Genomic DNA, 23,085 nt, shown 5'->3' on the forward strand with positions numbered 1-23,085 from the left:
GGAAAAACGCTATGTCAGACTTTCTACAAACTTACCAACAACATGCGGACGAACGCGCCGCGCAGGGCGTCGTAGCGAAACCACTGGACGCAGAACAAACCGCACAACTGGTGGAATTACTCAAAGATCCGCCGCCGGGAACCGAACAAACCTTACTCGAATTATTTACCGACCGCATTCCCGCCGGGGTGGACGAGGCGGCCTATGTCAAAGCGGCATTTTTAGCGGCCATTCTCCGCGCGGAAACCGCCTCGCCACTGATTTCGCCCGAAAGTGCGGTCGAATTATTGGGAACAATGCAGGGCGGTTACAATATTGAGCCGTTACTGACCGCACTTGATGATGAAAAACTCGCGCCCTATGCCGTTAAAGCCCTTTCCGCCACCCTCTTAATGTTTGATAATTTCCATGATGTCGCCGAACGCGCCGCGCAAGGTAATGAACATGCCCGCCACGTGCTACAGTCTTGGGCGGACGCCGAATGGTTTTTGTCACGCCCGCCGTTAGCGGAAAAGCTCACGGTGACGGTTTTTAAAGTCAGCGGCGAAACCAATACGGATGATCTTTCACCGGCGCAGGATGCCTGGTCGCGCCCGGATATTCCGCTGCATGCGCTGGCTATGCTGAAAAACGCCCGCGACGGTATCCGGCCCGATGACGACGGCAATATCGGCCCGATCACACAATTGCAAGCCTTAAAACAAAAAGGCTACCCGCTTGCTTATGTGGGCGATGTGGTGGGCACCGGCTCATCGCGCAAATCCGCTACCAACTCGGTATTGTGGTTTATGGGCGAAGACATTCCCCATGTGCCGAACAAGCGCGCCGGCGGCGTGGTGTTAGGCGGCAAAATCGCCCCGATTTTCTTTAACACGCTGGAAGATGCCGGCACATTGCCGATCGAAGTGGATGTCAGCAATCTGGAAATGGGCGATGTTATTGATATTTATCCCTATCAGGGCAAAATCTGCCGCCACGACAGCGATGAGGTGCTGGCCGAATTCCGCCTGAAAACCGACGTCTTGCTGGATGAAGTGCGCGCCGGCGGACGTATTCCGCTGATTATCGGGCGCGGCTTAACCCATAAAGCACGTCAAACGCTGGGGCTGGAAGAAAGCGACGTATTCGCCAAACCGCATGCCGTGCAAGACAGTAAAAAAGGCTTTACGCTGGCGCAGAAAATCGTCGGCCGGGCCTGCGGTGTGGCGGGTGTTCGTCCCGGGCAATATTGCGAACCGCATATGACCTCCGTCGGCTCACAGGATACCACCGGGCCGATGACCCGCGACGAATTAAAAGATCTCGCCTGTCTGGGTTTTTCCGCCGATTTGGTGATGCAGTCTTTCTGCCATACCGCCGCTTATCCGAAACCGGTGGATGTCGTCACCCAGCACACGCTGCCGGATTTTATTATGAACCGCGGCGGTGTCTCGTTAAGACCGGGCGACGGTATTATCCATTCCTGGTTAAACCGCATGCTGTTGCCGGATACTGTCGGCACCGGCGGCGATTCGCATACCCGTTTCCCGATCGGTATTTCATTCCCGGCCGGTTCCGGCTTGGTCGCCTTTGCCGCGGCGACCGGCGTGATGCCTCTGGATATGCCGGAATCGGTGCTGGTTCGCTTTAAAGGCGAAATGCAACCGGGCATTACCCTGCGCGATCTGGTACACGCCATTCCTTATTATGCCATTCAGCAGGGCTTGCTCACGGTGGAGAAAAAAGGCAAGAAAAATATTTTCTCCGGCCGGATTCTGGAAATCGAAGGGCTGGAGCACTTAAAAGCGGAACAGGCGTTCGAACTGTCCGACGCCTCGGCGGAACGGTCGGCAGCGGCCTGTACCATTAAGCTGGATAAAGCGCCGATCATCGAATATCTCAACTCCAATATCGTTCTGCTGAAATGGATGATCGCCGAAGGTTACGGCGATCGCAGAACGCTGGAACGGCGCATCAAAGGAATGGAAAAATGGCTTGCCGACCCGCAACTTTTAGAAGCGGATCCCGATGCCGAATACGCCGCGGTGATCGAAATCGATTTGAACGACATCAAAGAACCGATTTTATGCGCCCCGAACGATCCCGACGATGCCCGCTTATTGTCCGAGGTGCAGGGCGACAAGATCGACGAGGTGTTTATCGGTTCCTGTATGACCAATATCGGTCACTTCCGTGCCGCAGGCAAATTACTGGCGAAATTCAAAGGCATGATCCCGACCCGCCTGTGGGTCGCGCCGCCGACCAAAATGGATGCAGCCCTGCTGACGGAAGAAGGCTATTACAGCATCTTCGGCAAAAGCGGCGCGCGCGTGGAAATTCCCGGTTGTTCCCTGTGTATGGGCAACCAGGCACGCGTCGCCAATCATGCCACCGTGGTGTCCACCTCCACCCGCAATTTCCCGAACCGCTTAGGACAAGGCGCGAACGTTTATCTGGCGTCCGCCGAACTGGCGGCGGTTTCGGCCTTGCTGGGCAAACTGCCGACTCCGGAAGAATACCTGTCTTACGCGGCGGATTTGCAGCAGGATAAGGACGACACCTACCGTTATATGAACTTCGATCAAATCGGCAGCTACACCAAAAAAGCCGATGAAGTGATCTTTCAAACTACGGTATAACACGATTGGCTGTCTCAGCTTATCTCTTTAAAGCAAAGTGCGGTTATTTTCACCGCACTTTTTTAGTGCACCGCACAACGCGATAACATTTAAGGATAAACACCATGACAAGGACATCGATTCTGGCTACGCTGGCCATGCTTTTCGGATTCATCCATACCAACCCGGCACAGGCGGCGGGAAAACTCACCCTCTATTGCAGCATGCAATATGACGTATGCGAACGGGTGGCAAACGTTTTCGGCCAAAAATATCAGGTTGACACTCGCTTCGTGCGCCACAGCACCGGCGCCGCGTTGGCGAAAATCAAATCCGAGCAATCCCTGCCGCAGGCAGATGTCTGGTACGGCGGCACCATTGAACCGCACTTTCAGGCCGGTGCGCTGGGTTTGCTGCACGCCTACCGTTCGCCCCGTCAGGCGGAAATTCTGCCGGTATTTCAGGAATTGATGCGCCAAAAAGGAGAATTCACCTCCATCGGCTATATGATCATTTTCGGCCTCGGCATGAACCACGAAAAACTGCGTCAGCTCGGCATATCGGATTATCCCAAATGTATGCGGGATCTGCTCGATCCGCGCCTGAAAAATCAGGTTCAACTGCCGGATCCGAGAAGCTCCGGCACCGGTTATACCTTTTTAACCGCCGCGGTACAATTATGGGGCGAAGACAAGGCGTTTGACTATTTGAAAGCGCTTAATCAGAATATTTCCCAATATACCAAAAGCGGGGTGGAACGAACGCTGCTTTCACGCGGCGAGGTGGCGGTGAGCATCGGTTTTTTAAGCGGTTATGCGCTGGAAAAAGCCAAAGGCGCCCCCGTGACGATGCAAACGCTGTGCGAAGGCACGCCGTATTCGCTGGGCGGAATCAGTATTCTGCGCAATGCGCGCAATCTGGACAATGCCAAACTGTTTATGGACTGGGCATTAAGTGCCGAAGCGCAGCAACTGGCGCTACAGGATGAGAAAATCTATCAGTATCCGACCAACGTCAACGCCGAATTATCGCCGGATGCTCCCGCTCCCGAGGCGTTAAATCTCATTCCGTTTGATTTCGACCGTTTCGGCTCCGATGCGGAGGCAAAACGCTTGATCGAACGCTGGGTGCGGGAAGTGAAACTCAACTGAGTCCGACTGCCGCAAACCGGATAATAAAATTGCCGGCCTCAACGCCGGTTGAACAACATCACATCGGATTTTGACAATTCAGCAAAGCCGATTATACTAAAGCGCTGTCGATCATTGCCGCACCGGTGCCGTGATGATCGACGCATTGAACAACCGTTAGTCGGGGTGCTAGCAATAGCTGAGATCATACCCGTGAACCTGATACAGTTAATACTGACGTAGGAAACTAATCGCAAACCGCCGCCGTTATGCTGGCGGAGGTTGAATCTGCCGTTCTGCTTCGTCAATATTGCTGGTCGATCTTTTATATAAGGAAACACTATGCAATTATTTTCTCCCAAACCAATCACTGTCCCTCAACGCCGTCGTATTCCGTTCAGGCTGCTTTTATTATTCTGGCTGCCCTTTGCCGGGCTGAACGGCGCACAAGCGGCGGGCAAGCTGACGGTGTATTGCAGCGTGCAGCATAATGTGTGCGAAAAAATGGTGAAAACATTCGCCCAAAAATATCATGTGGACACCAAATTCGTACGCAACAGCACCGGCGCGACCCTTGCGAAAATCAAAGCGGAACAGGCGCTGCCGCAAGCGGACATCTGGTACGGCGGTACTATTGAACCGCACTTTCAGGCCGCCCAGTTAGGTCTGCTGCAACCTTACCGCTCCCCCTATCAGGCGGAAACCATGCCGCAATTTAAACGCCTGCTGGAAGAAAAAGGCGATTACACCGCCATCGGTTATATTATCGTGCTCGGCATCGGGGTGAATACGGAAAAATTCAAACAACTCGGCATTCGGGATTATCCTCGATGCTGGAAAGACCTGCTCGATCCGCGCCTGAAAGATCAGATTCAAATGCCCGACCCGCGCAATACCGGCACCGGCTATACCTTTATCGCCACGCTGATCCAGCTGTGGGGCGAAGAAGAAGCCTTTCGTTATTTAAACGCGCTGCACAACAATATTTCGCAATATGCCAAAAGCGGTACGGAAAAATCCAATCTGTCGCGCGGCGATGCGGCGGTAACGATCGGCTTTGTGAACGGTTATGCCTCGGAAAAGGAAAAAGGCGCGCCGGTGGAAGCCATTCTGCCTTGTGACGGCGACAGTTATTCGCTGGGCGGCATCAGCATTCTGAAAGGCGCACGCAATCCGGACAATGCCAAGCTGTTTATGGATTGGGCGCTGACGGCGGACGCGCAGGAAATCGCCTGGCGCGAGGAGAAAATGTATCAAATCCCGACTAACATTCACGCTCAAGCCTCGCCGAACTCCGTCAACCCGAAGGATCTGAAACTGATTGATTTTGATTTCGAGCGTTTCGGATCCGATACGGAAAGCAAACGTTTAATCGAAAAATGGCTCACCGAAGTGAAGCTCAACTAAGATTGCGGCTTTCAATTCAGCGAAAGTGCGGTTAAAATCACCGCACTTTTTTACATTTGAAAGCAAGGAAAGCAATGGAACTTCGTCATTATATTATTTTTGCCGTCTCGGTTATCCTGTTACAGCTGTTTATCCATCTGTTCAACCGCACGCTGTACTGGCTTCTCAGCGGCAAAATCGGGCATAAAACCCGCCGAGCTATCGCTATCTTTAATTATCTGGCGGCCAACGGCATTATTCTGCTGACCGTGTTCCGCCTTCAGCCGATGTTCCGTTTAAGCGCGTTAATTCTGGTTTTTCTGCTGTTTGCCGCGTTTATCAGTATCGCTGCCGCGCTGATTTACCGCCTGCTGCGCAATAACGTAAACCGCGACAAACTGAACCGCACTTTACGCCTTGCCTATCTGCCGGCACTGGCGGGGTTGCTCGGGCTGAGCGTCTATAATGCCTACACGCCGACAGTGCGACATTATCAAATCACCCTCGACAAACCGCTGCAACCGTTACGCCTCGGCGTGGCGAGCGATTTGCATTTAGGCACGCTGTTCGGCGCCCGGCAATTGGATCGGCTGGCACAGATTATGCACGAGGAAAACGTGGATATGATTCTGCTGCCGGGCGATATCATGGACGATAACACCGATGCCTATCTGGCGCAAAACATGCGGCCTCATCTGGCGCAACTGAGCGCGCCGCTGGGCGTGTACGCCACCCTCGGCAATCATGATTTTTTCGGTCATCAACAGGCTATCGCGCATGAAATCCGCCGGGCGGGCATTACCTTGTTAATGGATCAAACCCTGCCGGTGGACAACCGCATGGTGCTAGTCGGGCGCAATGACGATCTGCTCGGCGATCGCCCGAGCACCGCACAACTGCTGCACGGCGTCGATACGCGCCTGCCGGTCTTTTTGCTCGATCACCGTCCGACGGAAATTGCCCTGCATGCCGAATTGCCCGTTGATCTGCAAGTGTCGGGGCATACCCACAAGGGGCAGATTTTCCCCGCCAATCTGATTACCTCGCTGATGTACCGTTTGGATTACGGCTATGCCAAAATCGGCAACGGGCATTTTTTCGTCACCTCCGGTTACGGCTTCTGGGGCATTCCGCTGCGTTTGGGTTCGCAATCTGAAGTGATGATTATTGATGTGAAAGGCACGCCGTAGCGCCACAGCGAAACCGGCGAAATTTTCACCGCACTTTTGCCGTTCCGGTCGGCAGTGAAAACAGATTTTATGCCGACAGGCACAAAAAAGGGGCGAATCACGCCCCTTGTCTAATTAATCCTGTAACCGCGCAAAACCCGCTTCCAAATCGGCGATCAGCTCCGCCACATCCTCAAACCCGATATGCAGGCGAATTAAGGTGCCGCTTAATTTGCGCGGAATTCCCGGGCGGATGCGCGCAATATCCTCCGGTTGATTATATAAAATCAGCGATTCGAAACCGCCCCAAGAGTACGCCATACTGAACAGTGCAAAATGATTCATAAAATTTTCCAGCTGGGTCGGCGTCAGTTTTTGTCGCAGTTCAAATGAAAACAGCCCGCTTGAACCGCTGAAATCCCGGACAAAATACTCATGTCCCGGGCAGCTCGGCAGCGCCGGATGATAAACCGCTTTCACTTCCTCCCGCTGCGCCAGCCATTGTGCCACCTCGATGCTGCTTGCCTCATGCTGTTTTAAACGCACTCCCAGCGTACGGATACCGCGGGCGGTGGTATAAGCGCTGTCGGCATCCGCCATTTGTCCCATTAAATAAGACTGTTCGCGCAGCTGATCCCAGCAGCGCGCATTGGCAACCGCCGTGCCGATCATCACGTCGGAATGCCCGACCAGATATTTGGTACCGGCTTGAATGGAAATATCAATATCATGTTCCAGCGCTTTAAATAATATTCCGCCGCCCCAAGTGTTATCGATCATAATTACCGCGTCGGGTTTCTTACTGCGTACCGCCCGCACCATCGCTGGAATATCCGGAACTTCCATGGTCAGCGAACTGGGCGATTCCAGAAACACCACTTTGGTATTCGGCTGCACCAGCTCGGCGATGCCCGCGCCGCACAGCGGATCATAAAAGGTGGTCTCCACCCCCATTTTTTTCAAGATAATATGACAGAAATCCTGCGTCGGCTCATAAGCCGCACCGGTCATCAGCACATGATCGCCGCTGGAGACAAAAGACAGAATACTATTCGTCACTGCCGCCGCACCGCAAGGATAGAGATAACAACCCGCGCCGCCTTCCAGCTCGCACATCAGATCCTGCAGCGCAAAGTGCGTCAATGTGCCGCGCCGCCCGTAAAACAGGCCGCCCTGCGCCCGCTTGCGGGTCGCCTGCCGTTTGTCCTCCAGCGATTCAAATACCAAAGAAGAAGCGCGCTGAATCACCGGATTCACACTGCCCTGCGTTACCCGTTTGTTGCGTCCGGCATGCACCAATGCGGTGGATAATGAATGTTTATGCGTCATAATTCGTTCCTGTCGTTTTTAATTTAAGATTATGATAATCGGTTTAATAGACAAAATCGACTATTAAACTGCGGTGTGTTTTTTTACAATAAAACCCGTTAATTTTGCTTTTCTTTCAATTAACGGCAAAATTTTTTATTCATTTTCAATAGGAGATTTTTACTATGGTATTAGTGACTCGTCAAGCACCGGATTTTACCGCATCGGCAGTTTTAGGCAACGGTGAAATCGTTGATAACTTCAATTTAAAACAACATATCGCAGGTAAAGCGGCGGTCGTCTTCTTCTATCCATTAGATTTTACGTTCGTTTGCCCGTCCGAACTGATCGCCTTCGATCACCGTTATAAAGAATTTCAGGCGCGCGGCGTTGAAGTTGTCGGCGTATCGATTGACTCACAATATACCCACAACGCATGGCGTAACACGCCGACTGAAAACGGCGGTATCGGTCAGGTGCAATATGCGTTAGTCGGCGACGTTAAACACGAAATCGCCCAGGCTTACGGAATTGAACACCCAGCGGCGGGCGTGGCATTGCGCGCATCGTTCTTAATCGACAAAAACGGCGTAGTTCGTCACCAAGTGGTTAACGATCTGCCGTTAGGCCGTAACATCGATGAAATGCTGCGTATGGTTGACGCACTGCAATTCCACGAAGAACACGGCGAAGTCTGCCCGGCGCAATGGGAAAAAGGCAAAGAAGGGATGAAAGACAACCCTGAAGGTGTCGCAAAATACCTGAAACAAAACGCCGACAAACTTTAATCGACGGATTGTAGTTTAAGATTATTTTATTAGGACGTTGATCAATAACCCCCGCTTACTGCGGGGGTTATTTTTTGATTTAACCGGCCAATCATCATAATCAGATGCAATGCGGCGGCCTGTCGCTGATATTCCGGCACAACCGCATAGCCCATGTTACCATGGTCGCGATGGCGCATTTTTTACTTTATTCACTCCGCCGCCGAGCGGTTTTGCTCCGTTTCCGGCTGTAAATCCAGTTTGGCCATCAGCAGCTGATCGCCGTCTTCTTCCGGATTTTCAGTCACCAGCAATTTATCGCCGTAGAAAATCGAATTCGCACCGGCCATAAAACACATCGCCTGCATTTCTTCCGACATTCCCTGCCGGCCGGCGGATAAACGCACATAACTTTTCGGCATCACAATACGGGCGACCGCCACCGTACGCACGAATTCCGTCCAGTCCAGCTCCGCGGCGTCCGCCAGCGGCGTGCCTTCCACTTTCACCAGCTGATTAATCGGTACCGATTCCGGCTGCGGATCCAGATTGGCCAGACTGGCGATAAACGCCGCCCGTTCCTTGCGGGTTTCATCCATTCCGACAATGCCGCCGCAGCAAACTTTCAGCCCGGCTTTGCGCACTTTACCCAAAGTATTCATCCGATCGTCGAACTGACGCGTACTGATTACATTGCCGTAATGTTCCGGCGCGGTATCCAGATTGTGATTGTAATAATCCAGCCCCGCATCTTTCAGCTCTTCCGCCATGCCGTCCTGCAATAATCCGAAAGTGCCGCAGGTTTCCATGCCGAGGGCTTTCACCGCTTTGATAATGGTAGTAATTTTTTCAATATCTTTCGGTTTCGGCCCGCGCCAGGCGGCGCCCATGCAAAAACGCGCCGCGCCGCGGGATTTGGCGATGCGGGCTTTTTCGACAATCTGTTCCACATCAATCAACTGCTGATTCTGCACGCCGGTCTGATAACGCGCCGATTGCGGGCAGTAACCGCAATCTTCCGGACAACCGCCGGTTTTAATCGACATTAAGGTGGACAGCTGAATCGCCTGCGGATTGAAATGTTGGCGATGCACCTGTGCGGCACGATAAACCAGTTCTAAAAACGGCGTTTCAAATAAGGCTTCCACTTTGCACACCGACCAGTATTCCAGCGTAGGATGCGGCGTAATCGAGGGGATTTGAATGGTTGTGGTCGTCATAAATCATCCTTGTTCGTTAGCGTAAAAGTGCGGTCTATTTTAGACTTAAAAACTCGCGCATGACAATCAATTCTCACAGATCTTACCTTGCTCAAGCCTGATCATCCGATCAATTCTGCCGCGTAATTCCGCCGGTTGATGGGTCACCAGCAGCAATGTCATGTTTTTTTGCGCGCACAGCGTATCCAGCAGATTCAGCATATCCACGCGCAAATCGGGGTCAAGGGCGGAAAACGGTTCGTCCAGCAATAAAATCGGCTTGGCGCGCAGCAGACAACGGGCAAGCGCCACCCGCTGCTTCTGCCCGCCGGACAATGCCTTCGGCAAGCGCGCCAGATACGGGCTTAATCCTACCGCGTCGGCCACCCGTTCAATCTGCTGCCGTTCGGCGGCGCTAATCCGCAGCGTCGGTTTTATGCCCAGTGCGATATTTTGCAGCACGCTTAAATGAGCGAATAAATTATTTTCCTGAAACAACATGGAAACCGGCCGCAGATAAGGCTCGGAATGGGTATGGTTTACGCCGTTCAGCCAGATTTCGCCCCGATCCGGCCGGGCAAAACCGGCGATCAGATTAAGCAGCGTGCTTTTCCCCGCCCCGCTCGGGCCGATAAGCGCCACTTTTTCCCGCGCCCGGATATGCAGATTGAAATCCATCGGCATGGCCGGATAATTGAAATGCACATTAAGTTTAATCATCGTGGTTATGTTTTTGCTCCACCAACATAAAAATACCGCCACACAATAATAACAGCAGCAACGCGGTTACAGCGGCATCCTGCCCGCGATAATGCCCCAGCTGCTGATACAGTAAATGCGGCAGAGAAGTAAAATCCTGACTGCCGAACAGCGCAATCGCCGTAAAATCGCCCAATGATAAGGCGCAGGCCAAGGCAAAGGCGTAGCGCAGCGGCGCGCGCAGGGTATGCCGTTCGATCACGCGCCAGCGCTGCCAGCCGCGAATGCCCAGCGACTGACAAAGCCGCTCGTAATATTGCATATTGTTATTCATCGGTACCGTCAGCACCCGCAGAACAAACGGCATCGCCGCCAGCGCGTTGCACATCACGACCACCAGAAACAGCTGAATACGACCGAAATCCATATCCTGCAGACGAATAAACAGCCCCATCGCCAGCACCAACGTCGGTATCGCCAGAATCAGCATGCCGGCATTGATGATTCCGTCGGCCAGCGCCACATGATAGCGCCAGCGCAAACGACGGGATAACAATAACAGCAACAGAGAAAATCCCAGCGCCGTCAGCGCGGAAGCCGGCGCAATCGACAAAGAATAGCCCAGCGCGCGCCATAGCTGCGGATTGCGCCACGCGCTGAACAACGCGTCTGCGCGAAGTGCGGCGCCGATAATGCTGAATAACGGCGTCAGAATAAACAGCAACACCGCCGTAATGCAGAAAATCTGCCAGATTCTGACCGCACTTGACTGCTTATCCCGCCACAATGCCGTGCTGTGCACATGGCTGTCGGGCGTTTTGCTTAACCCGCTCATAACGGCAAACAGCATAAAACAAAATCCGAATTGCAGCAGGGCGAATAGCGCGGCTTTGGGTAAATCGAATTCGAAGATAACGGCCTGATAAATCGCCACTTCCAGCGTGGTATATTGCGGGCCGCCGCCGAGCGTCAGCACAATGGTAAAACTGGTGAAGCACAGCATAAAAATCAGCGCGAAAACCGCCGGCAGCTGCTGACGCAGATAGGGCAGTTCAATCAGACGGATAAAGCGCCAGCCGCGGATATTCAGCTGTGCCGCCAGCTGACGCTGCTGGTGCGGAATACTGTGCAGTACCTGCAAAAACAGGCGCGCGGCAAGGGGAATATTAAAAAACAGGTGAGCGATTAAAATACCGCTTAAGCCGTAAATCTCCGGCCGCCACTGAAAACCGAGCCACGCACTCAGCCGCGCCAGCCAGCCGGCATGGCCGTAAACGCCCATTAAGCCGAAAACCGCCACCAGCGCCGGCAGCACAAAGGTGAGGGAAAACAGCCGTAATACCGCATTTTTCAGCACCAGTTTCTGATAAAAAAAGGCTCTGGCGAACAGCGCGCCGATCAGCACGGATAACAGCGCCGACAAGGCGGCCTGAGCAAAACTGAAAGCGATAATATGCCGCAGATAGTCATCATGCCGCACATCCTGCCAGCCGTATTGTCCGCCGGCGGCAAATACCGCCTGCAACGCAACGGCGTAAAACAGCACTAAAAACAGGATAACGCCGATACCGCCCCAATAATCGCGCGGCCAGAAACGGCCGGTAAATCGCCGTGCCATTATCGGGTCAGGCTGATCTGCCAGGTGTGGATCCAGCGTTTGACCTGTTCCGGACTCAGCTTCAGGGTATCCAATACCGGCGCTTGTCGCTGACGGGCGGTTAAGGCATCAAAGTGCGGTTCGATTTCCGTCTGAATAACCGGCAGCATCACGTTATTCAGCGCGATTTCCTTTTGCGCCGCCGGGCTGATTAAAAACTGTAGAAACTGCCCGGCACAGGCATTGTCCCGATTCGCCACCAGTGCCGCCACTTCAATCTGCAACACGCCGCCTTCGCTGAATTCCGCCGCCGCGTAATGATCTTTTTGCTCCTGCAACAGATGATACAGCGGAGAGGTGTTATAACTTAATACCAAATCCGCCTCGCCTTGCAAAAACGCACCGTAAGTCTCCGACCAGCCCTTGCCCACCGTGACCGTATGCTGCGCCAGCGTGCGCCATGCCTGCGCAACCTGCTCCGCCGGATACACCGCATTCATCCACAGCACCAGACCGCGCCCGACGCTGCTGACCCGCGGATCCTGATAAATCACGCGCAAATCCCGGCGTTCCACCAAGTCTTTCAGGCTGGCGGGCGGATTTTGCAGTTTGGTTTTATCGTAAATAAACGCATATTGCCCGAAATCATAAGGCAAAAAGGTGTTGTCCTGCCAGTCCGACGGCAACGCCAGCCCATTCAGATCCACCTGATTTTCAGCGAACAGGCCGGTTTTGCGCGCCTCCTCCAGCATATAATTATCCAGCCCCAGCACTACATCAGCAGCGGTTTTCCGCCCTTCCAGCCGCACGCGGTTAAATAAGGTGCCGGCGCTGTCAAACGAAACATAATTGACCTGACATTGCGTGTGAGCCTGCTCAAACAAGGTTTTCACTTTCGGCCCGGCGCCCCAATCCGACGTGAAAGTATCGTAGGTATATACGTTTACCGTTTGCGCCTGCACGGCGCAGGCCGTCGCGCAAAGTGCGGTCAGAAATAAGACGGATTTTAATTGAAACATAGCATCTCCTGATTATCCTTGCTGATAAGCCCAGTGATTGGTCGGGCCGTGTCCGTGGCCAATGCCGAGAGGATGGCTGATGGCGGCGGTAATGAAATCTTTGGCGGTGCGAATCGCCGCCTCCACCGACTGACCTTTCGCCAGCTCCGCCGTAATACAGGCGGAAAAGGTACAGCCCGTGCCGTGCGTATGACGGGTCGGATAGCGTTCGCTTTGCAGGGTAAACCGTTCCGTCGGCGTAAAGATCCAGTCACGGCACAACGGGCTGCGCGAATCAGCGCTGTGACCGCCCTTGATCACCACGTTTTTTACTCCCAGTTCCTGCAAACAGGCGGCGGCACGCTGCGCACTGTCGTCATCGATAATGTCGATCCCGGTCAGTGCCTGCGCCTCCGGCAAATTCGGGGTCAGCACTTCCGCCAGCGGCAACAAGGCAGCTTTCATCGCGCTGACGGCATTTTGCTGCAATAAAGGCGCGCCGCCTTTTGCAATCATCACCGGATCCAGCACCAGCGGGCCGAAGCGATACCGCTTCAATGCGGCGCTGACACATTCAATTACCTCGGCGCTACCCAACATTCCGATTTTAAACGCCGCGATCGCAAAATCCTGCGCCACCGCCTGCAACTGCGCTTCAATTGTCGGCAGCGGAACGGCATGAATATCAAACACGCCCAGCGTATTTTGCGCCGTTATCGCGGTGATCACCGTCGTTCCGAACACACCGCGCATCTGGAAGGTTTTCAGATCCGCCTGAATACCGGCACCGCCGCCGCTGTCGGAGCCGGCGATAGTCAACGCCTGAGGAATATTAGACATAGTTCACCTCCGCGCGTTGGCGCACCTGTTGCGCGCTGACCGCCGCCAGCTGATCTAACAGTGCGGTGCAAAATGAACCGGTTTGGGTAGGCAATAACCCTGCCGCCGCCAATTCACCGGCAACGGCGTACAGCGTGCAAGCCTCGACGCAGGCCTGAAAATAATCCGTTTTTTCAACCACGCCGGCAAAGGCGGCGCACACCGCGCCCAATAAACAGCCGGAGCCGGTAACCCGCGGCAATAACGGCGTGCCGTTGGTAATTTTGGCGACCTGAACACCGTCGCTGATGACATCGGTTGCGCCACTGAGCGCGACCACGCAACGATAGCGCTCGGCTACACGTTTCGCCGCCAGTACCGGATCAGCCTCACCGCAGCCGGCATCCACGCCTTTCGCCTGCCAGTCGATTCCCGCCAATGCGGCGATTTCACCGGCATTGCCGCGAATCAGCGCAAATTGCACCTCCGCCAGCAGCCGTTGTACCGCCGCCCGCCGGCATTGGGTCGCACCGACGCCCACCGGATCCAGCACCACCGGAATACCCACTCGATTGGCGCTTTGTCCCACCAGACTCATCGCCTCCACATCGGTACCGTTTAAGGTGCCGATATTCAGCAGCAACGCCTGCGCAAAGCGGGGAATCTCCGCCGCCTCCGCCGGATTGAGCGACATCAGCGGCGAGGCGCCCAGCGCCAGCAAACCGTTCGCCGTATAATTGGCGACCACCAGATTGGTCATGCAATGCACCAGCGGCTGATGTTCACGAATAAGATTGATCGTATTGAATTGCATAGTTTTTCCTTTCAGTGAAAAAAGAATGACCAGCAATATTGACGGTATAGAAAGGCAAATCGGACAATTAGTTTCCTACGTCAGTATTAACTGTATCAGGTTCACGGGTATCATCTCAGCCATCTCGGCACCCCGACTAACAGCGCTTAAGTCTATAATGTTTGGCGCGGCGAAACAATACCTTTGACACACAGTTTTATATCGCCAACGCCGCCGATTTCCCTTACAATTTCGCCATGCCGTTTTTTACATAAGGATTTTCTATGCCGCCGTCCCTTCCGCCTTGCGCCGCCACATTGCGTCAATTCGCCGCGCTGCTGCGCGTTTATTTTCCCGAACATTACACTGAAGACACCGAGCGCCAAATTGCACAGACGCTGCAAAATCCCGACACGCCGCTCGCCCGACTCGGCTATGCGGCGGCGATGTCGACATTCTGCACCGAAGTACTGCAAAAACAACCGCACTTTTTGCACCAATGCTGGCAGCATATTCCGCAACTTGAGCAGTGCGGCAATTACGCCCAACAATTGCGGGAATTGCTGGCGCCGGTGCAAACCGAAGCCCAGCTGTATAACAGCTTGCGCCGGTTTCGCTATCGGGAACTGGCTAGGCTCAGCATCTGCCAGAGCCTCAATGCCGGCACGGTGGAAGCGATTTTGCTGCGCTTATCGCAGCTGGCGGAAAGCCTGATTATCGCCGCGCGGGATTGGCTGTATGTGCAGGCCTGCGCAGAAATGGGCACGCCGGTCGATCAGGACGGCAAACCGCAGCAGCTGTATATTCTGGGAATGGGAAAACTCGGCGGGTTCGAGCTGAATTTTTCATCCGATATTGATCTGATTTTCACTTATCCCGCTAACGGCGAAACCGTCGGTGCCCGTCGGGCGGTGGAAAACAGCAAATTTTTCACCCGTCTGGGTCAGCGTTTGATTAACGCGTTGGATCAATACACGCCGGACGGTTTCGTATATCGTACGGATATGCGTTTGCGCCCCTTCGGCGACAGCGGCGCGCTGGCGCTCAGCTTTAATGCCATGGAACAGTATTATCAGGAACAGGGGCGCGACTGGGAACGTTACGCCATGCTCAAAGGGCGGATTCTGGGTGCCGATCCGCAGGATCCGAACGTTAAGACGTTGCAGCAACTGCTGCGCCCTTTTGTGTACCGCCGTTACATTGATTTCAGTGTGATTCAGGCGCTGCGGGAGATGAAAGGCAAAATCGAACGCGAAGTGCGTCGCCGCGGCTTAACCGACAACATCAAACTCGGCGCCGGCGGCATTCGGGAAATCGAATTTATCGTGCAGGTGTTTCAATTGATCCGCGGCGGGCGGGAAATCAGCCTGCAAAGCCAGCAACTATTACCCCTGCTGCCGCGGCTTGCCGCCTTACAATTGCTCAGCACGCAGCAGGCGGAACAATTGCGTCTGGCGTATTTGTTTCTGCGGCGGGTGGAAAATGTGCTGCAGGCGATAAACGATCAGCAAACCCAACTGCTGCCCACCGATGAGGCCGATCGTCGCCGTTTAATCGCCGCCTGCGCCTGTTTCACCCAGCAAAATCCGCAGGGACAAATCGAAGAAATTCGTTATCCGATTGAAAACTGGGAAGATTTTTACGCCGTATTACAATCTCATCAACAAAAAGTGCGGTCGGTTTTTCATCATTTAATCGGGGAAGAAGATGAAAAAGAAAATCATACGCAGGCCAATGGCTGGCATGATTTTCTGGAGGCGGATCTCAACGAGGAAGACATCGAAGACATGCTGCGCAGCAACGGGATCGATGCCCAATATCACGCCGAGATTATTGCCAAACTGGCGCAATTCCGCACGGATTTATCGCACCGCGCCATCGGCAGCCGCGGTCATGTGGTGCTGGCGCAATTAATGCCGGTGCTGTTGGCGCAGGTGTTTTGTCATCAGCAGTATCAGGCGCTACTGCCGCGCATGCTCAATATTGTGGATAAAATCGTCACCCGCACCACCTATCTGGAACTGTTAGTGGAAAATCCGCAGGCGCTGACCCAGCTAATCGAACTGTGTTCACAATCGGAAATGATCGCCGCGCAAGTGGCACGCTATCCGATTCTGCTGGATGAATTGCTGGATCGCAACGCGCTGCTCAATCCCGTGGCTTACCGCCAGTATCCCGCCGAATTGCGGCGCTATCTGCTGCGTCTGCCGCCGGATGACGAAGAGCAGTTTATCGACGGTTTGCGCCAGTTTAAACAATCCGTTTTGCTGCATGTGGCGGCGGCGGATATTCTGGGCGCCCTGCCGGTGATGAAAGTCAGCGATCATCTGACCTTTCTGGCCGAAGCCATTATCGATGCGGTGGTGAATTCCGCCTGGCAGCAGATCAGCCGCCGTTTCGGTGTGCCGGCGTTTCTGAGCGAAAACCAACGGGGTTTTCTGGTGATTGGTTACGGCAAACTGGGCGGCATTGAGCTGGGTTATAAATCGGATTTGGATCTGGTGTTTCTGTATGACGGTTCGCGCAGCGGGCAAACCGTCGGCGGCAAAAAAACCATCGACAGCCACCAGTTTTATCTGCGGCTGGCGCAGAAAATCGTCAGTATTTTCAGCATGAATACCAGCGCCGGCGTGTTGTATGATGTGGATATGCGTCTGCGCCCTTCCGGCGATGCCGGACTGCTGGGCTGTTCGCTGGCCGCCTTTGAAAACTATCAGCTTAACGAGGCCTGGACTTGGGAAAAGCAGGCCTTGGTGCGCAGCCGTGCGGTTTACGGCGAGCCGTTATTGCGGGAACGCTTTGAAAATATCCGCCGCAACGTGCTGTCGGCAGCGCGCGATTTGGACGGCTTACGGCAAGATGTGCGCGAGATGCGCGAGAAAATGTATCAACATCTGAGCCGAAGCGGCGCAAATGAATTCAATATCAAAACCGATCGCGGTGGTATCACCGATATCGAATTTATCGCTCAATATCTGGTGCTGGCCAATGCGCCGCAAAATCCGTCGCTGGCGGTCTGGTCGGATAATGTGCGCATCTTTGAGGTGATGGCCGAAAGTGCGGTCATTTCCGCGCCAGTTTGTGAACGGCTGAAAAAATGCTATGTGGATTTGCGCGATCGCATTCACCATTTAAACCTACTCGGCCGGCCTCCGGTAGTGTCGGCGCAGGAATTTACTCAAGAGCGCGCCTTTATCAGCCGAATCTGGCAACAATTACTCGGTTAGGTCATTGTAAAACCACGCGGTTATGCTATTGTGAGTTTTTTTATTTACACAGGATAATTTTCATGCAGGCACTACTCAAATTTACCCAATTTATCAGTAAAACCTTTGCCCTCTGGGTGTTGATTTTCGCTTATCTGGCATTTTGTTTTCCGCACTATTTTATCGAACTGCGCCATTACATTCCTTATTTGCTGGGGATCGTGATGTTCGGCATGGGCATTACGCTGACCTTTCAGGACTTCGGCGAAGTGTTCAGACATCCGAAAGCCGTACTTATCGGCGTGATCGGACAATTCGTGATTATGCCCTCCATTGCCTTCGGGCTGGCAAACGCCTTTGCGCTGCCTGCCGATCTGGCTATCGGCGTCATTTTAGTCGGCTCCTGTCCGGGCGGCACGTCATCTAACGTGATGACCTATCTGGCCAAAGGCAATACGGCGCTGTCCGTCGCCTGCACCACCATTTCCACCCTGCTCGCGCCGTTGCTGACGCCGGCCATTTTCTATGTACTGGCCAGTCAATGGCTGGATATCGACGCCTCGGCAATGTTTATGTCGGTGCTGAAAATGGTGCTGTTTCCGATCTTTTTGGGACTGCTGGTGCGCGCGCTGTTTAAAAAGCGCATCGCCGACATCAGTCGTACCATGCCGCTGCTTTCCGTCGTGGCGATTGTGCTGATTCTGGCGGCGGTGGTGGCCGTCAGTAAAGACAAAATCATTGAATCCGGCCTGCTGATTTTCGCCATCGTGGTGCTGCATAATTGTTTGGGTTATCTGATAGGTTTCGGCGTGGCAAAACTGCTGAAGCTCAATAATGCGGACAGTAAAGCGATTTCCATTGAAGTGGGCATGCAAAATTCCGGTTTAGGCGCGGCGCTGGCGGCGGCGCATTTTAACCCGATCGCCGCGGTACCCAGCGCGGTATTCAGTTTCTGGCACAATGTTTCCGGCCCGATTTTAGCCAACATTTTCTCCAATCTGAAAAACGACGACAAAGCCTGATTACGGCATAAAAAACCCGCTGATTTATGACTACTCAGCGGGTTTTCCGATCAACCTGTTGCCGAATTACACCGGTCTGACCGCCAGTTCGGCGATTTTGGCGATCACCCTCACCGCATCCAGCATACCTTCCAGCGTGATCAGTTCGTGCTTACTGTGAAAATTATAACCACCGGTAAACAGATTCGGACAGGCAATGCCTTTTTCCGCCAGTTTCGCCCCGTCCGTACCGCCGCGAATCGGCTGATGTATCGGTTCAATGCCGCATGTTTTCATCGCTTTGTCGGCAAGATGCACCGCAGCCGGCACTTTCTGAATGGTTTCATACATATTGTAGTAAGTATCGCTCAGCACCAGTTCGGCTTTTTTGCGCAGTTTTTTCTTACGGTTGAAATCCACCACCAGCATGGATAAAAACGCTTTGCGCTGCTCGAAGCCGACCCGGTCGAAATCGCGGATCAAATAACGCAGCTCCACTTTTTCAATATCGCCGCTGAAACTTTCCAAATGGAAAAATCCCTGCCGGCCTTCGGTTTTTTCCGGCACTTCATCGGCGGGAAAGCCCTGCTGAAATTCGCACGCCAGCGCTAAGGCATTTTGCATATTGTTTTTCGCCGAGCCGGTGTGCATATTGCGCCCGTAAATCGTAACCTGCGCGCTTGCGGCGTTAAAGTTTTCGTATTCCAGCTCGCCCACTTCGCCGCCATCCACGGTATAAGCCCAGTGGCAGGCAAATTTTTCCGTCGGGAAGAAATGCATACCCAAACCGATTTCTTCATCGGGAGTGAAAGCAATGCGAATATTACAGTGAGGAATGTGGTTTTCTTGCAGATAAGCAAGTGCGGTCATAATTTCGGCGATTCCCGCTTTATTATCCGCCCCCAGTAAGGTATTGCCGTCGGCGACAATCAGGGTTTTGCCCACCAGTTTCTGCAAGAAATGATAATACACCGGGCTGATAAACTCATCGCCCACGCCAAGGGAAATATCGCCGCCGCGATAATGTTCGATCACTTCCGGGCGCACATGTTTGCCGCTGCATTGCGGCGAGGTATCCAAATGCGCAATAAAGCCGATGGTCGGCATTTTCGGGCTGACGTTCGACGGTAAAAAGGCGGTCACCACGGCATGTTTACTGACCTCAATATCCTGCAGCCCCAATGCGAACAATTCCTGCTGCAAATGTTTCGCCAGTCTCATCTGTCCGGCGCTGCTCGGTGAGGTTTTTGCCCCCGGTTTGGACTGCGTGTCAAAACCGACATAGTGCAAAAAACGCTCCAGCACTCCGTTTCTGTATTGTGTTATTTTTTCCATAGCATTCTCTTTTGCCGTCCGACCGAAATCAACGATTTTCATTCTATACACAGATTCCACGCCGGATATTGATATATGACAAAGTTATACCGGATTTACCCTGTAAATACCCCGTAAAAACGGCTTTTTTTTATTAAAACACAATTAATTACTTTTAATTGCGGGGTAATCGCTATATCATTAGCATTCATTTTTTATCAGGCCGCTTACAGCATTTCTGTAAGTATTTTTTGTTTCTACTCGATACCGATGACAGGCTCGGCACATTAGGGAGAAAACCAAAGCTAGTGGAAAATTCAGTTCAACGTAAACCGATTATTGAGCTTCGTTCTCTGACTAAGTCTTATGATAGTAAAACGATTATCAACAACTTTAACCTCACCATTAATAACGGTGAATTCCTGACCATTTTAGGCCCTTCCGGCTGCGGCAAAACGACGGTTTTACGCCTGCTTGCAGGATTGGAAGAATTGGATCAGGGCACCATTATTCTTGACGGCGAAGATATCACCGACGTTCCCGCCGAACGCCGTTTCGTGAATACCGTCTTCCAAAGTTACGCCCTGTTTCCGCATATGACTATCTTTGAAAACGTGGCTTTCGGTCTGCGCATGCAAAAAGTGCCGAACGACGAAATCAAACCGCGCGTAATGAACGCGCTGCGCATGGTGCGTCTGGAAGAGATGGCGGAACGCAAACCGACCCAGCTTTCCGGCGGTCAGCAGCAGCGTATCGCCATTGCCCGTGCGGTGGTGAATAAGCCGAAAGTGTTATTGCTGGACGAATCCTTATCCGCGCTTGATTATAAATTACGCAAAGAAATGCAGAACGAGCTGAAAGCGTTGCAGCGCCAGTTAGGCATCACCTTTATTTTCGTCACCCACGATCAGGAAGAGGCACTGACGATGTCCGACCGGATTATCGTGATGAACAAAGGGCATATTGAGCAGGACGGTTCGCCGCGCGAGATTTATGAAGATCCGAAAAACCTGTTCGTCGCCCGCTTTATCGGTGAAATCAACGTGTTTGATGCGAGCGTCATCGAACGTACCGGCGAAAAAACCGTGAAAGCGAACGTTGAAGGCCGTATCTGCGATATTTATACCGATCTGCCGGTCACCGCGGGGCAGCGCCTGAAAGTGTTGTTGCGCCCGGAAGATATTGTGATTGAAGAACTGGATGAAAACGAACATTCCAAAGCCATAATCGGTCACGTTTCCGACCGCACTTATAAAGGTATGACGCTGGAATCCAGCATTATTCTGGATCATAACGAGATGAAAGTATCGGTCAGCGAATTTTTCAATGAAGACGATCCGCATATCGATCACTCGGTCGGTCAGAAAGTGGCGTTGACTTGGCATGAAGGCTGGGAGGTCGTATTAAGCGATGAAGATAGCCAGTAACCGATTTCAGAAAATCACTGTCGCCATTATCTTTGCGTGGCTGATATTCTTTGTGCTGGCACCGAATATTCTGGTGCTGGCCGTCAGTTTTCTGACCCGCGACGGCAGTAATTTTTACGCCCTGCCTTTTACCGTTGAAAACTACGGCCGCTTATTTGAGCCGCTGTATGCGCAGGTGGTATGGAATTCATTATACATGTCGGGTATCGCCACGATCATTTGCCTGATCGTCGGCTATCCCTTTGCCTTTATTATCGCCAAAATCAGCCCGAAATACCGGCCGTTGCTGCTGTTTTTAGTGGTGCTGCCGTTTTGGACCAACTCGCTGATCCGCATTTACGGCATGAAAATTTTCCTCGGCGTGAAAGGCATTCTGAATAATACCTTGCTAAGCCTCGGCCTAATCAGCGAGCCGATCCGCATTCTGAACACCGAAGCCGCGGTAATCATCGGTCTGGTTTATTTGCTGCTGCCGTTTATGATTCTGCCGCTATACGCCGCCATTGAAAAGCTCGATCACCGTTTGCTGGAAGCGGCGAAGGATTTGGGCGCCAACGGTTTTCAGCGTTTCGTTAAGGTGATTCTGCCGTTAACCATGCCGGGCATTATCGCCGGCTGTCTGTTGGTGCTGCTGCCGGCAATGGGAATGTTCTATGTGGCCGATTTGCTGGGCGGCGCCAAAGTGCTGCTGGTCGGTAACGTCATTAAGAGCGAATTCCTGATTTCACGCAACTGGCCGTTCGGTTCGGCGATCAGCATCGGGCTGACCCTGCTAATGGCGCTGTTAATCTTTATTTACTATAAAGCCAGCAAGCTGATGAATAAGAAAATGGAGTTGGAATAATGAACCGTTTACTGCGTAATGTCTTTATGTTGGTGGTGTACGCGTATCTGTATATCCCGATCATTATCTTAGTCACCAATTCCTTTAACGAAGATCGTTACGGATTAAGCTGGAAAGGCTTCAGCTGGAACTGGTACGAACGCCTGTTTAACAACGACACGCTGATTCAGGCGGCGATTCATTCGGTGACGATCGCCTTTTTTGCCGCCACGCTGGCCACCATTGTCGGCGGGCTGACCGCCATTGCCCTTTACCGCTACCGGTTCCGCGGCAAACAGGCGGTCAGCGGTATGCTGTTTATCGTCATGATGTCGCCGGATATCGTCATGGCGGTGTCCTTACTGGCACTATTTATGATTGTCGGCATTTCGCTGGGATTCTGGTCGCTGCTGCTGGCGCACGTCACTTTCTGTCTGCCGTATGTAGTCGTTACCGTGTTTTCGCGCCTGAAAGGGTTTGATGCCAAAATGCTGGAAGCGGCCAAAGATCTGGGCGCCGGCGAAGTGACGATTCTGCGTAAAATCATTTTTCCGCTTGCCTTACCGGCGATTGTTTCCGGCTGGCTGCTGAGTTTCACCATTTCGCTGGATGATGTGGTGGTCTCTTCCTTTGTCAGCGGGGTAAGCTATGAAATTTTACCGCTGAAGATTTTCTCGCTGGTCAAAACCGGCGTAACACCGGAAGTCAACGCACTGGCAACGATTTTAATTATTTTCTCCCTTGCACTGGTGATCTTAAGCCAGCTGGTGGCAAGAAAAGAGAAATAAAATCCGCGCCCAAAATAATACTTCACAATTCCGTGCATAGCACATAAAATACGCCTTGACGCAG

At 52.9% G+C, this 23,085-nt stretch carries 18 protein-coding genes and 2 riboswitches; of the genes, 10 read left to right on the forward strand and 8 right to left on the reverse strand.

Annotated elements, in window-relative coordinates; genetic code table 11:
- The first annotated feature begins 11 nt into the window (after positions 1–11).
- The 4 genes from acnB to ACESOH_RS06240 all read left to right on the forward strand — a co-directional run bounded on the left by acnB (position 12) and on the right by ACESOH_RS06240 (position 6,303).
- Positions 12–2,618: a bifunctional aconitate hydratase 2/2-methylisocitrate dehydratase gene (gene acnB, locus ACESOH_RS06225; RefSeq protein WP_373100378.1), complete on the forward strand. Its 2,607-nt coding sequence runs from the start codon at positions 12–14 to the stop codon at positions 2,616–2,618.
- 104 nt (positions 2,619–2,722) lie between these two features.
- Positions 2,723–3,748, forward strand: a complete 1,026-nt coding sequence (locus ACESOH_RS06230) for an ABC transporter substrate-binding protein (RefSeq protein ID WP_373100379.1) — start codon at positions 2,723–2,725, stop codon at positions 3,746–3,748.
- 151 nt (positions 3,749–3,899) lie between these two features.
- Positions 3,900–3,990, forward strand: a riboswitch (TPP riboswitch).
- Between the two features lie 79 nt (positions 3,991–4,069).
- The gene (locus ACESOH_RS06235; RefSeq protein WP_032092975.1) at positions 4,070–5,134 is read left to right on the forward strand and encodes an ABC transporter substrate-binding protein; all 1,065 of its coding nucleotides are present in this window, start codon (positions 4,070–4,072) and stop codon (positions 5,132–5,134) included.
- Positions 5,135–5,208: 74 nt separating this feature from the next.
- The gene (locus ACESOH_RS06240) at positions 5,209–6,303 is read left to right on the forward strand and encodes a metallophosphoesterase (RefSeq protein WP_373100380.1); all 1,095 of its coding nucleotides are present in this window, start codon (positions 5,209–5,211) and stop codon (positions 6,301–6,303) included.
- A 114-nt stretch (positions 6,304–6,417) separates the two neighbouring features.
- On the opposite strand, the gene metC is transcribed toward ACESOH_RS06240, so the two are convergent.
- Positions 6,418–7,611, reverse strand: a complete 1,194-nt coding sequence (gene metC / locus ACESOH_RS06245; protein ID WP_373100381.1) for a cystathionine beta-lyase — start codon at positions 7,609–7,611, stop codon at positions 6,418–6,420.
- A gap of 164 nt (positions 7,612–7,775) precedes the next feature.
- On the opposite strand from metC, the gene ACESOH_RS06250 reads away from it, so the two are divergent.
- Positions 7,776–8,378 (forward strand): peroxiredoxin C, encoded by a 603-nt coding sequence (locus ACESOH_RS06250; RefSeq protein ID WP_032092978.1) that lies wholly within the window; start codon positions 7,776–7,778, stop codon positions 8,376–8,378.
- A 191-nt stretch (positions 8,379–8,569) separates the two neighbouring features.
- On the opposite strand, the gene bioB is transcribed toward ACESOH_RS06250, so the two are convergent.
- From bioB to thiM, 6 genes are all read right to left on the reverse strand, one after another.
- Entirely contained in the window at positions 8,570–9,577 is a 1,008-nt protein-coding gene (gene bioB / locus ACESOH_RS06255; protein WP_373100382.1) for a biotin synthase BioB, read from the reverse strand.
- A gap of 66 nt (positions 9,578–9,643) precedes the next feature.
- Entirely contained in the window at positions 9,644–10,276 is a 633-nt protein-coding gene (gene thiQ / locus ACESOH_RS06260; protein ID WP_373100383.1) for a thiamine ABC transporter ATP-binding protein, read from the reverse strand.
- Positions 10,269–11,873 carry a thiamine/thiamine pyrophosphate ABC transporter permease ThiP gene (thiP, locus tag ACESOH_RS06265; protein WP_373100384.1) on the reverse strand — a complete coding sequence of 535 codons (1,605 nt, stop codon included), beginning with the start codon at positions 11,871–11,873 and terminating at the stop codon, positions 10,269–10,271. Before thiP ends, thiQ begins: the two co-directional genes overlap by 8 nt.
- Positions 11,873–12,871 (reverse strand): thiamine ABC transporter substrate binding subunit, encoded by a 999-nt coding sequence (gene thiB, locus ACESOH_RS06270; protein WP_373100385.1) that lies wholly within the window; start codon positions 12,869–12,871, stop codon positions 11,873–11,875. Before thiB ends, thiP begins: the two co-directional genes overlap by 1 nt.
- A 12-nt stretch (positions 12,872–12,883) precedes the next feature.
- Positions 12,884–13,690, reverse strand: a complete 807-nt coding sequence (gene thiD / locus ACESOH_RS06275) for a bifunctional hydroxymethylpyrimidine kinase/phosphomethylpyrimidine kinase (protein ID WP_373100386.1) — start codon at positions 13,688–13,690, stop codon at positions 12,884–12,886.
- Positions 13,683–14,483 carry a hydroxyethylthiazole kinase gene (gene thiM / locus ACESOH_RS06280; protein ID WP_373100387.1) on the reverse strand — a complete coding sequence of 267 codons (801 nt, stop codon included), beginning with the start codon at positions 14,481–14,483 and terminating at the stop codon, positions 13,683–13,685. Before thiM ends, thiD begins: the two co-directional genes overlap by 8 nt.
- A gap of 55 nt (positions 14,484–14,538) precedes the next feature.
- A riboswitch (TPP riboswitch) is annotated at positions 14,539–14,628 on the reverse strand.
- A gap of 118 nt (positions 14,629–14,746) precedes the next feature.
- Between thiM and glnE the strand changes: the two genes are divergently transcribed.
- Positions 14,747–17,689, forward strand: a complete 2,943-nt coding sequence (glnE, locus tag ACESOH_RS06285) for a bifunctional [glutamate--ammonia ligase]-adenylyl-L-tyrosine phosphorylase/[glutamate--ammonia-ligase] adenylyltransferase (protein WP_373100388.1) — start codon at positions 14,747–14,749, stop codon at positions 17,687–17,689.
- 62 nt (positions 17,690–17,751) lie between these two features.
- Positions 17,752–18,690 (forward strand): bile acid:sodium symporter family protein, encoded by a 939-nt coding sequence (locus ACESOH_RS06290; protein ID WP_373100389.1) that lies wholly within the window; start codon positions 17,752–17,754, stop codon positions 18,688–18,690.
- Positions 18,691–18,756: 66 nt separating this feature from the next.
- Here ACESOH_RS06290 and pepT read toward each other — a convergent pair whose 3' ends face one another.
- Positions 18,757–20,004: a peptidase T gene (gene pepT / locus ACESOH_RS06295; RefSeq protein ID WP_032093024.1), complete on the reverse strand. Its 1,248-nt coding sequence runs from the start codon at positions 20,002–20,004 to the stop codon at positions 18,757–18,759.
- Positions 20,005–20,291: 287 nt separating this feature from the next.
- Here pepT and potA point away from each other — a divergent pair, with 287 nt between their 5' ends.
- The 3 genes from potA to potC are packed head-to-tail and all read left to right on the forward strand — an operon-like array spanning position 20,292 to position 23,021.
- Positions 20,292–21,410: a spermidine/putrescine ABC transporter ATP-binding protein PotA gene (potA, locus tag ACESOH_RS06300; protein ID WP_032092987.1), complete on the forward strand. Its 1,119-nt coding sequence runs from the start codon at positions 20,292–20,294 to the stop codon at positions 21,408–21,410.
- The gene (gene potB / locus ACESOH_RS06305; protein ID WP_032092988.1) at positions 21,394–22,254 is read left to right on the forward strand and encodes a spermidine/putrescine ABC transporter permease PotB; all 861 of its coding nucleotides are present in this window, start codon (positions 21,394–21,396) and stop codon (positions 22,252–22,254) included. The genes potA and potB overlap by 17 nt, the downstream gene beginning before the upstream one ends.
- A complete protein-coding gene (potC, locus tag ACESOH_RS06310; protein ID WP_373100390.1) occupies positions 22,254–23,021 on the forward strand; it encodes a spermidine/putrescine ABC transporter permease PotC in 768 nt (255 codons plus the stop codon). Before potB ends, potC begins: the two co-directional genes overlap by 1 nt.
- The last annotated feature ends 64 nt before the right edge of the window (positions 23,022–23,085 follow it).

It is taken from the genome of Necropsobacter rosorum, from assembly GCF_964241405.1.
Taxonomy (GTDB): Bacteria; Pseudomonadota; Gammaproteobacteria; order Enterobacterales; family Pasteurellaceae; genus Necropsobacter; species Necropsobacter rosorum.

Coding starts and splice junctions, on each gene's coding strand:
- acnB (WP_373100378.1), top strand. CDS start 12: ATGTCAGACTTTCTACAAACTTACCAACAACATGCGGACGAACGCGCC.
- ACESOH_RS06230 (WP_373100379.1), top strand. CDS start 2,723: ATGACAAGGACATCGATTCTGGCTACGCTGGCCATGCTTTTCGGATTC.
- ACESOH_RS06235 (WP_032092975.1), top strand. CDS start 4,070: ATGCAATTATTTTCTCCCAAACCAATCACTGTCCCTCAACGCCGTCGT.
- ACESOH_RS06240 (WP_373100380.1), top strand. CDS start 5,209: ATGGAACTTCGTCATTATATTATTTTTGCCGTCTCGGTTATCCTGTTA.
- metC (WP_373100381.1), bottom strand. CDS start 7,611: ATGACGCATAAACATTCATTATCCACCGCATTGGTGCATGCCGGACGC.
- ACESOH_RS06250 (WP_032092978.1), top strand. CDS start 7,776: ATGGTATTAGTGACTCGTCAAGCACCGGATTTTACCGCATCGGCAGTT.
- bioB (WP_373100382.1), bottom strand. CDS start 9,577: ATGACGACCACAACCATTCAAATCCCCTCGATTACGCCGCATCCTACG.
- thiQ (WP_373100383.1), bottom strand. CDS start 10,276: ATGATTAAACTTAATGTGCATTTCAATTATCCGGCCATGCCGATGGAT.
- thiP (WP_373100384.1), bottom strand. CDS start 11,873: ATGGCACGGCGATTTACCGGCCGTTTCTGGCCGCGCGATTATTGGGGC.
- thiB (WP_373100385.1), bottom strand. CDS start 12,871: ATGTTTCAATTAAAATCCGTCTTATTTCTGACCGCACTTTGCGCGACG.
- thiD (WP_373100386.1), bottom strand. CDS start 13,690: ATGTCTAATATTCCTCAGGCGTTGACTATCGCCGGCTCCGACAGCGGC.
- thiM (WP_373100387.1), bottom strand. CDS start 14,483: ATGCAATTCAATACGATCAATCTTATTCGTGAACATCAGCCGCTGGTG.
- glnE (WP_373100388.1), top strand. CDS start 14,747: ATGCCGCCGTCCCTTCCGCCTTGCGCCGCCACATTGCGTCAATTCGCC.
- ACESOH_RS06290 (WP_373100389.1), top strand. CDS start 17,752: ATGCAGGCACTACTCAAATTTACCCAATTTATCAGTAAAACCTTTGCC.
- pepT (WP_032093024.1), bottom strand. CDS start 20,004: ATGGAAAAAATAACACAATACAGAAACGGAGTGCTGGAGCGTTTTTTG.
- potB (WP_032092988.1), top strand. CDS start 21,394: ATGAAGATAGCCAGTAACCGATTTCAGAAAATCACTGTCGCCATTATC.
- potC (WP_373100390.1), top strand. CDS start 22,254: ATGAACCGTTTACTGCGTAATGTCTTTATGTTGGTGGTGTACGCGTAT.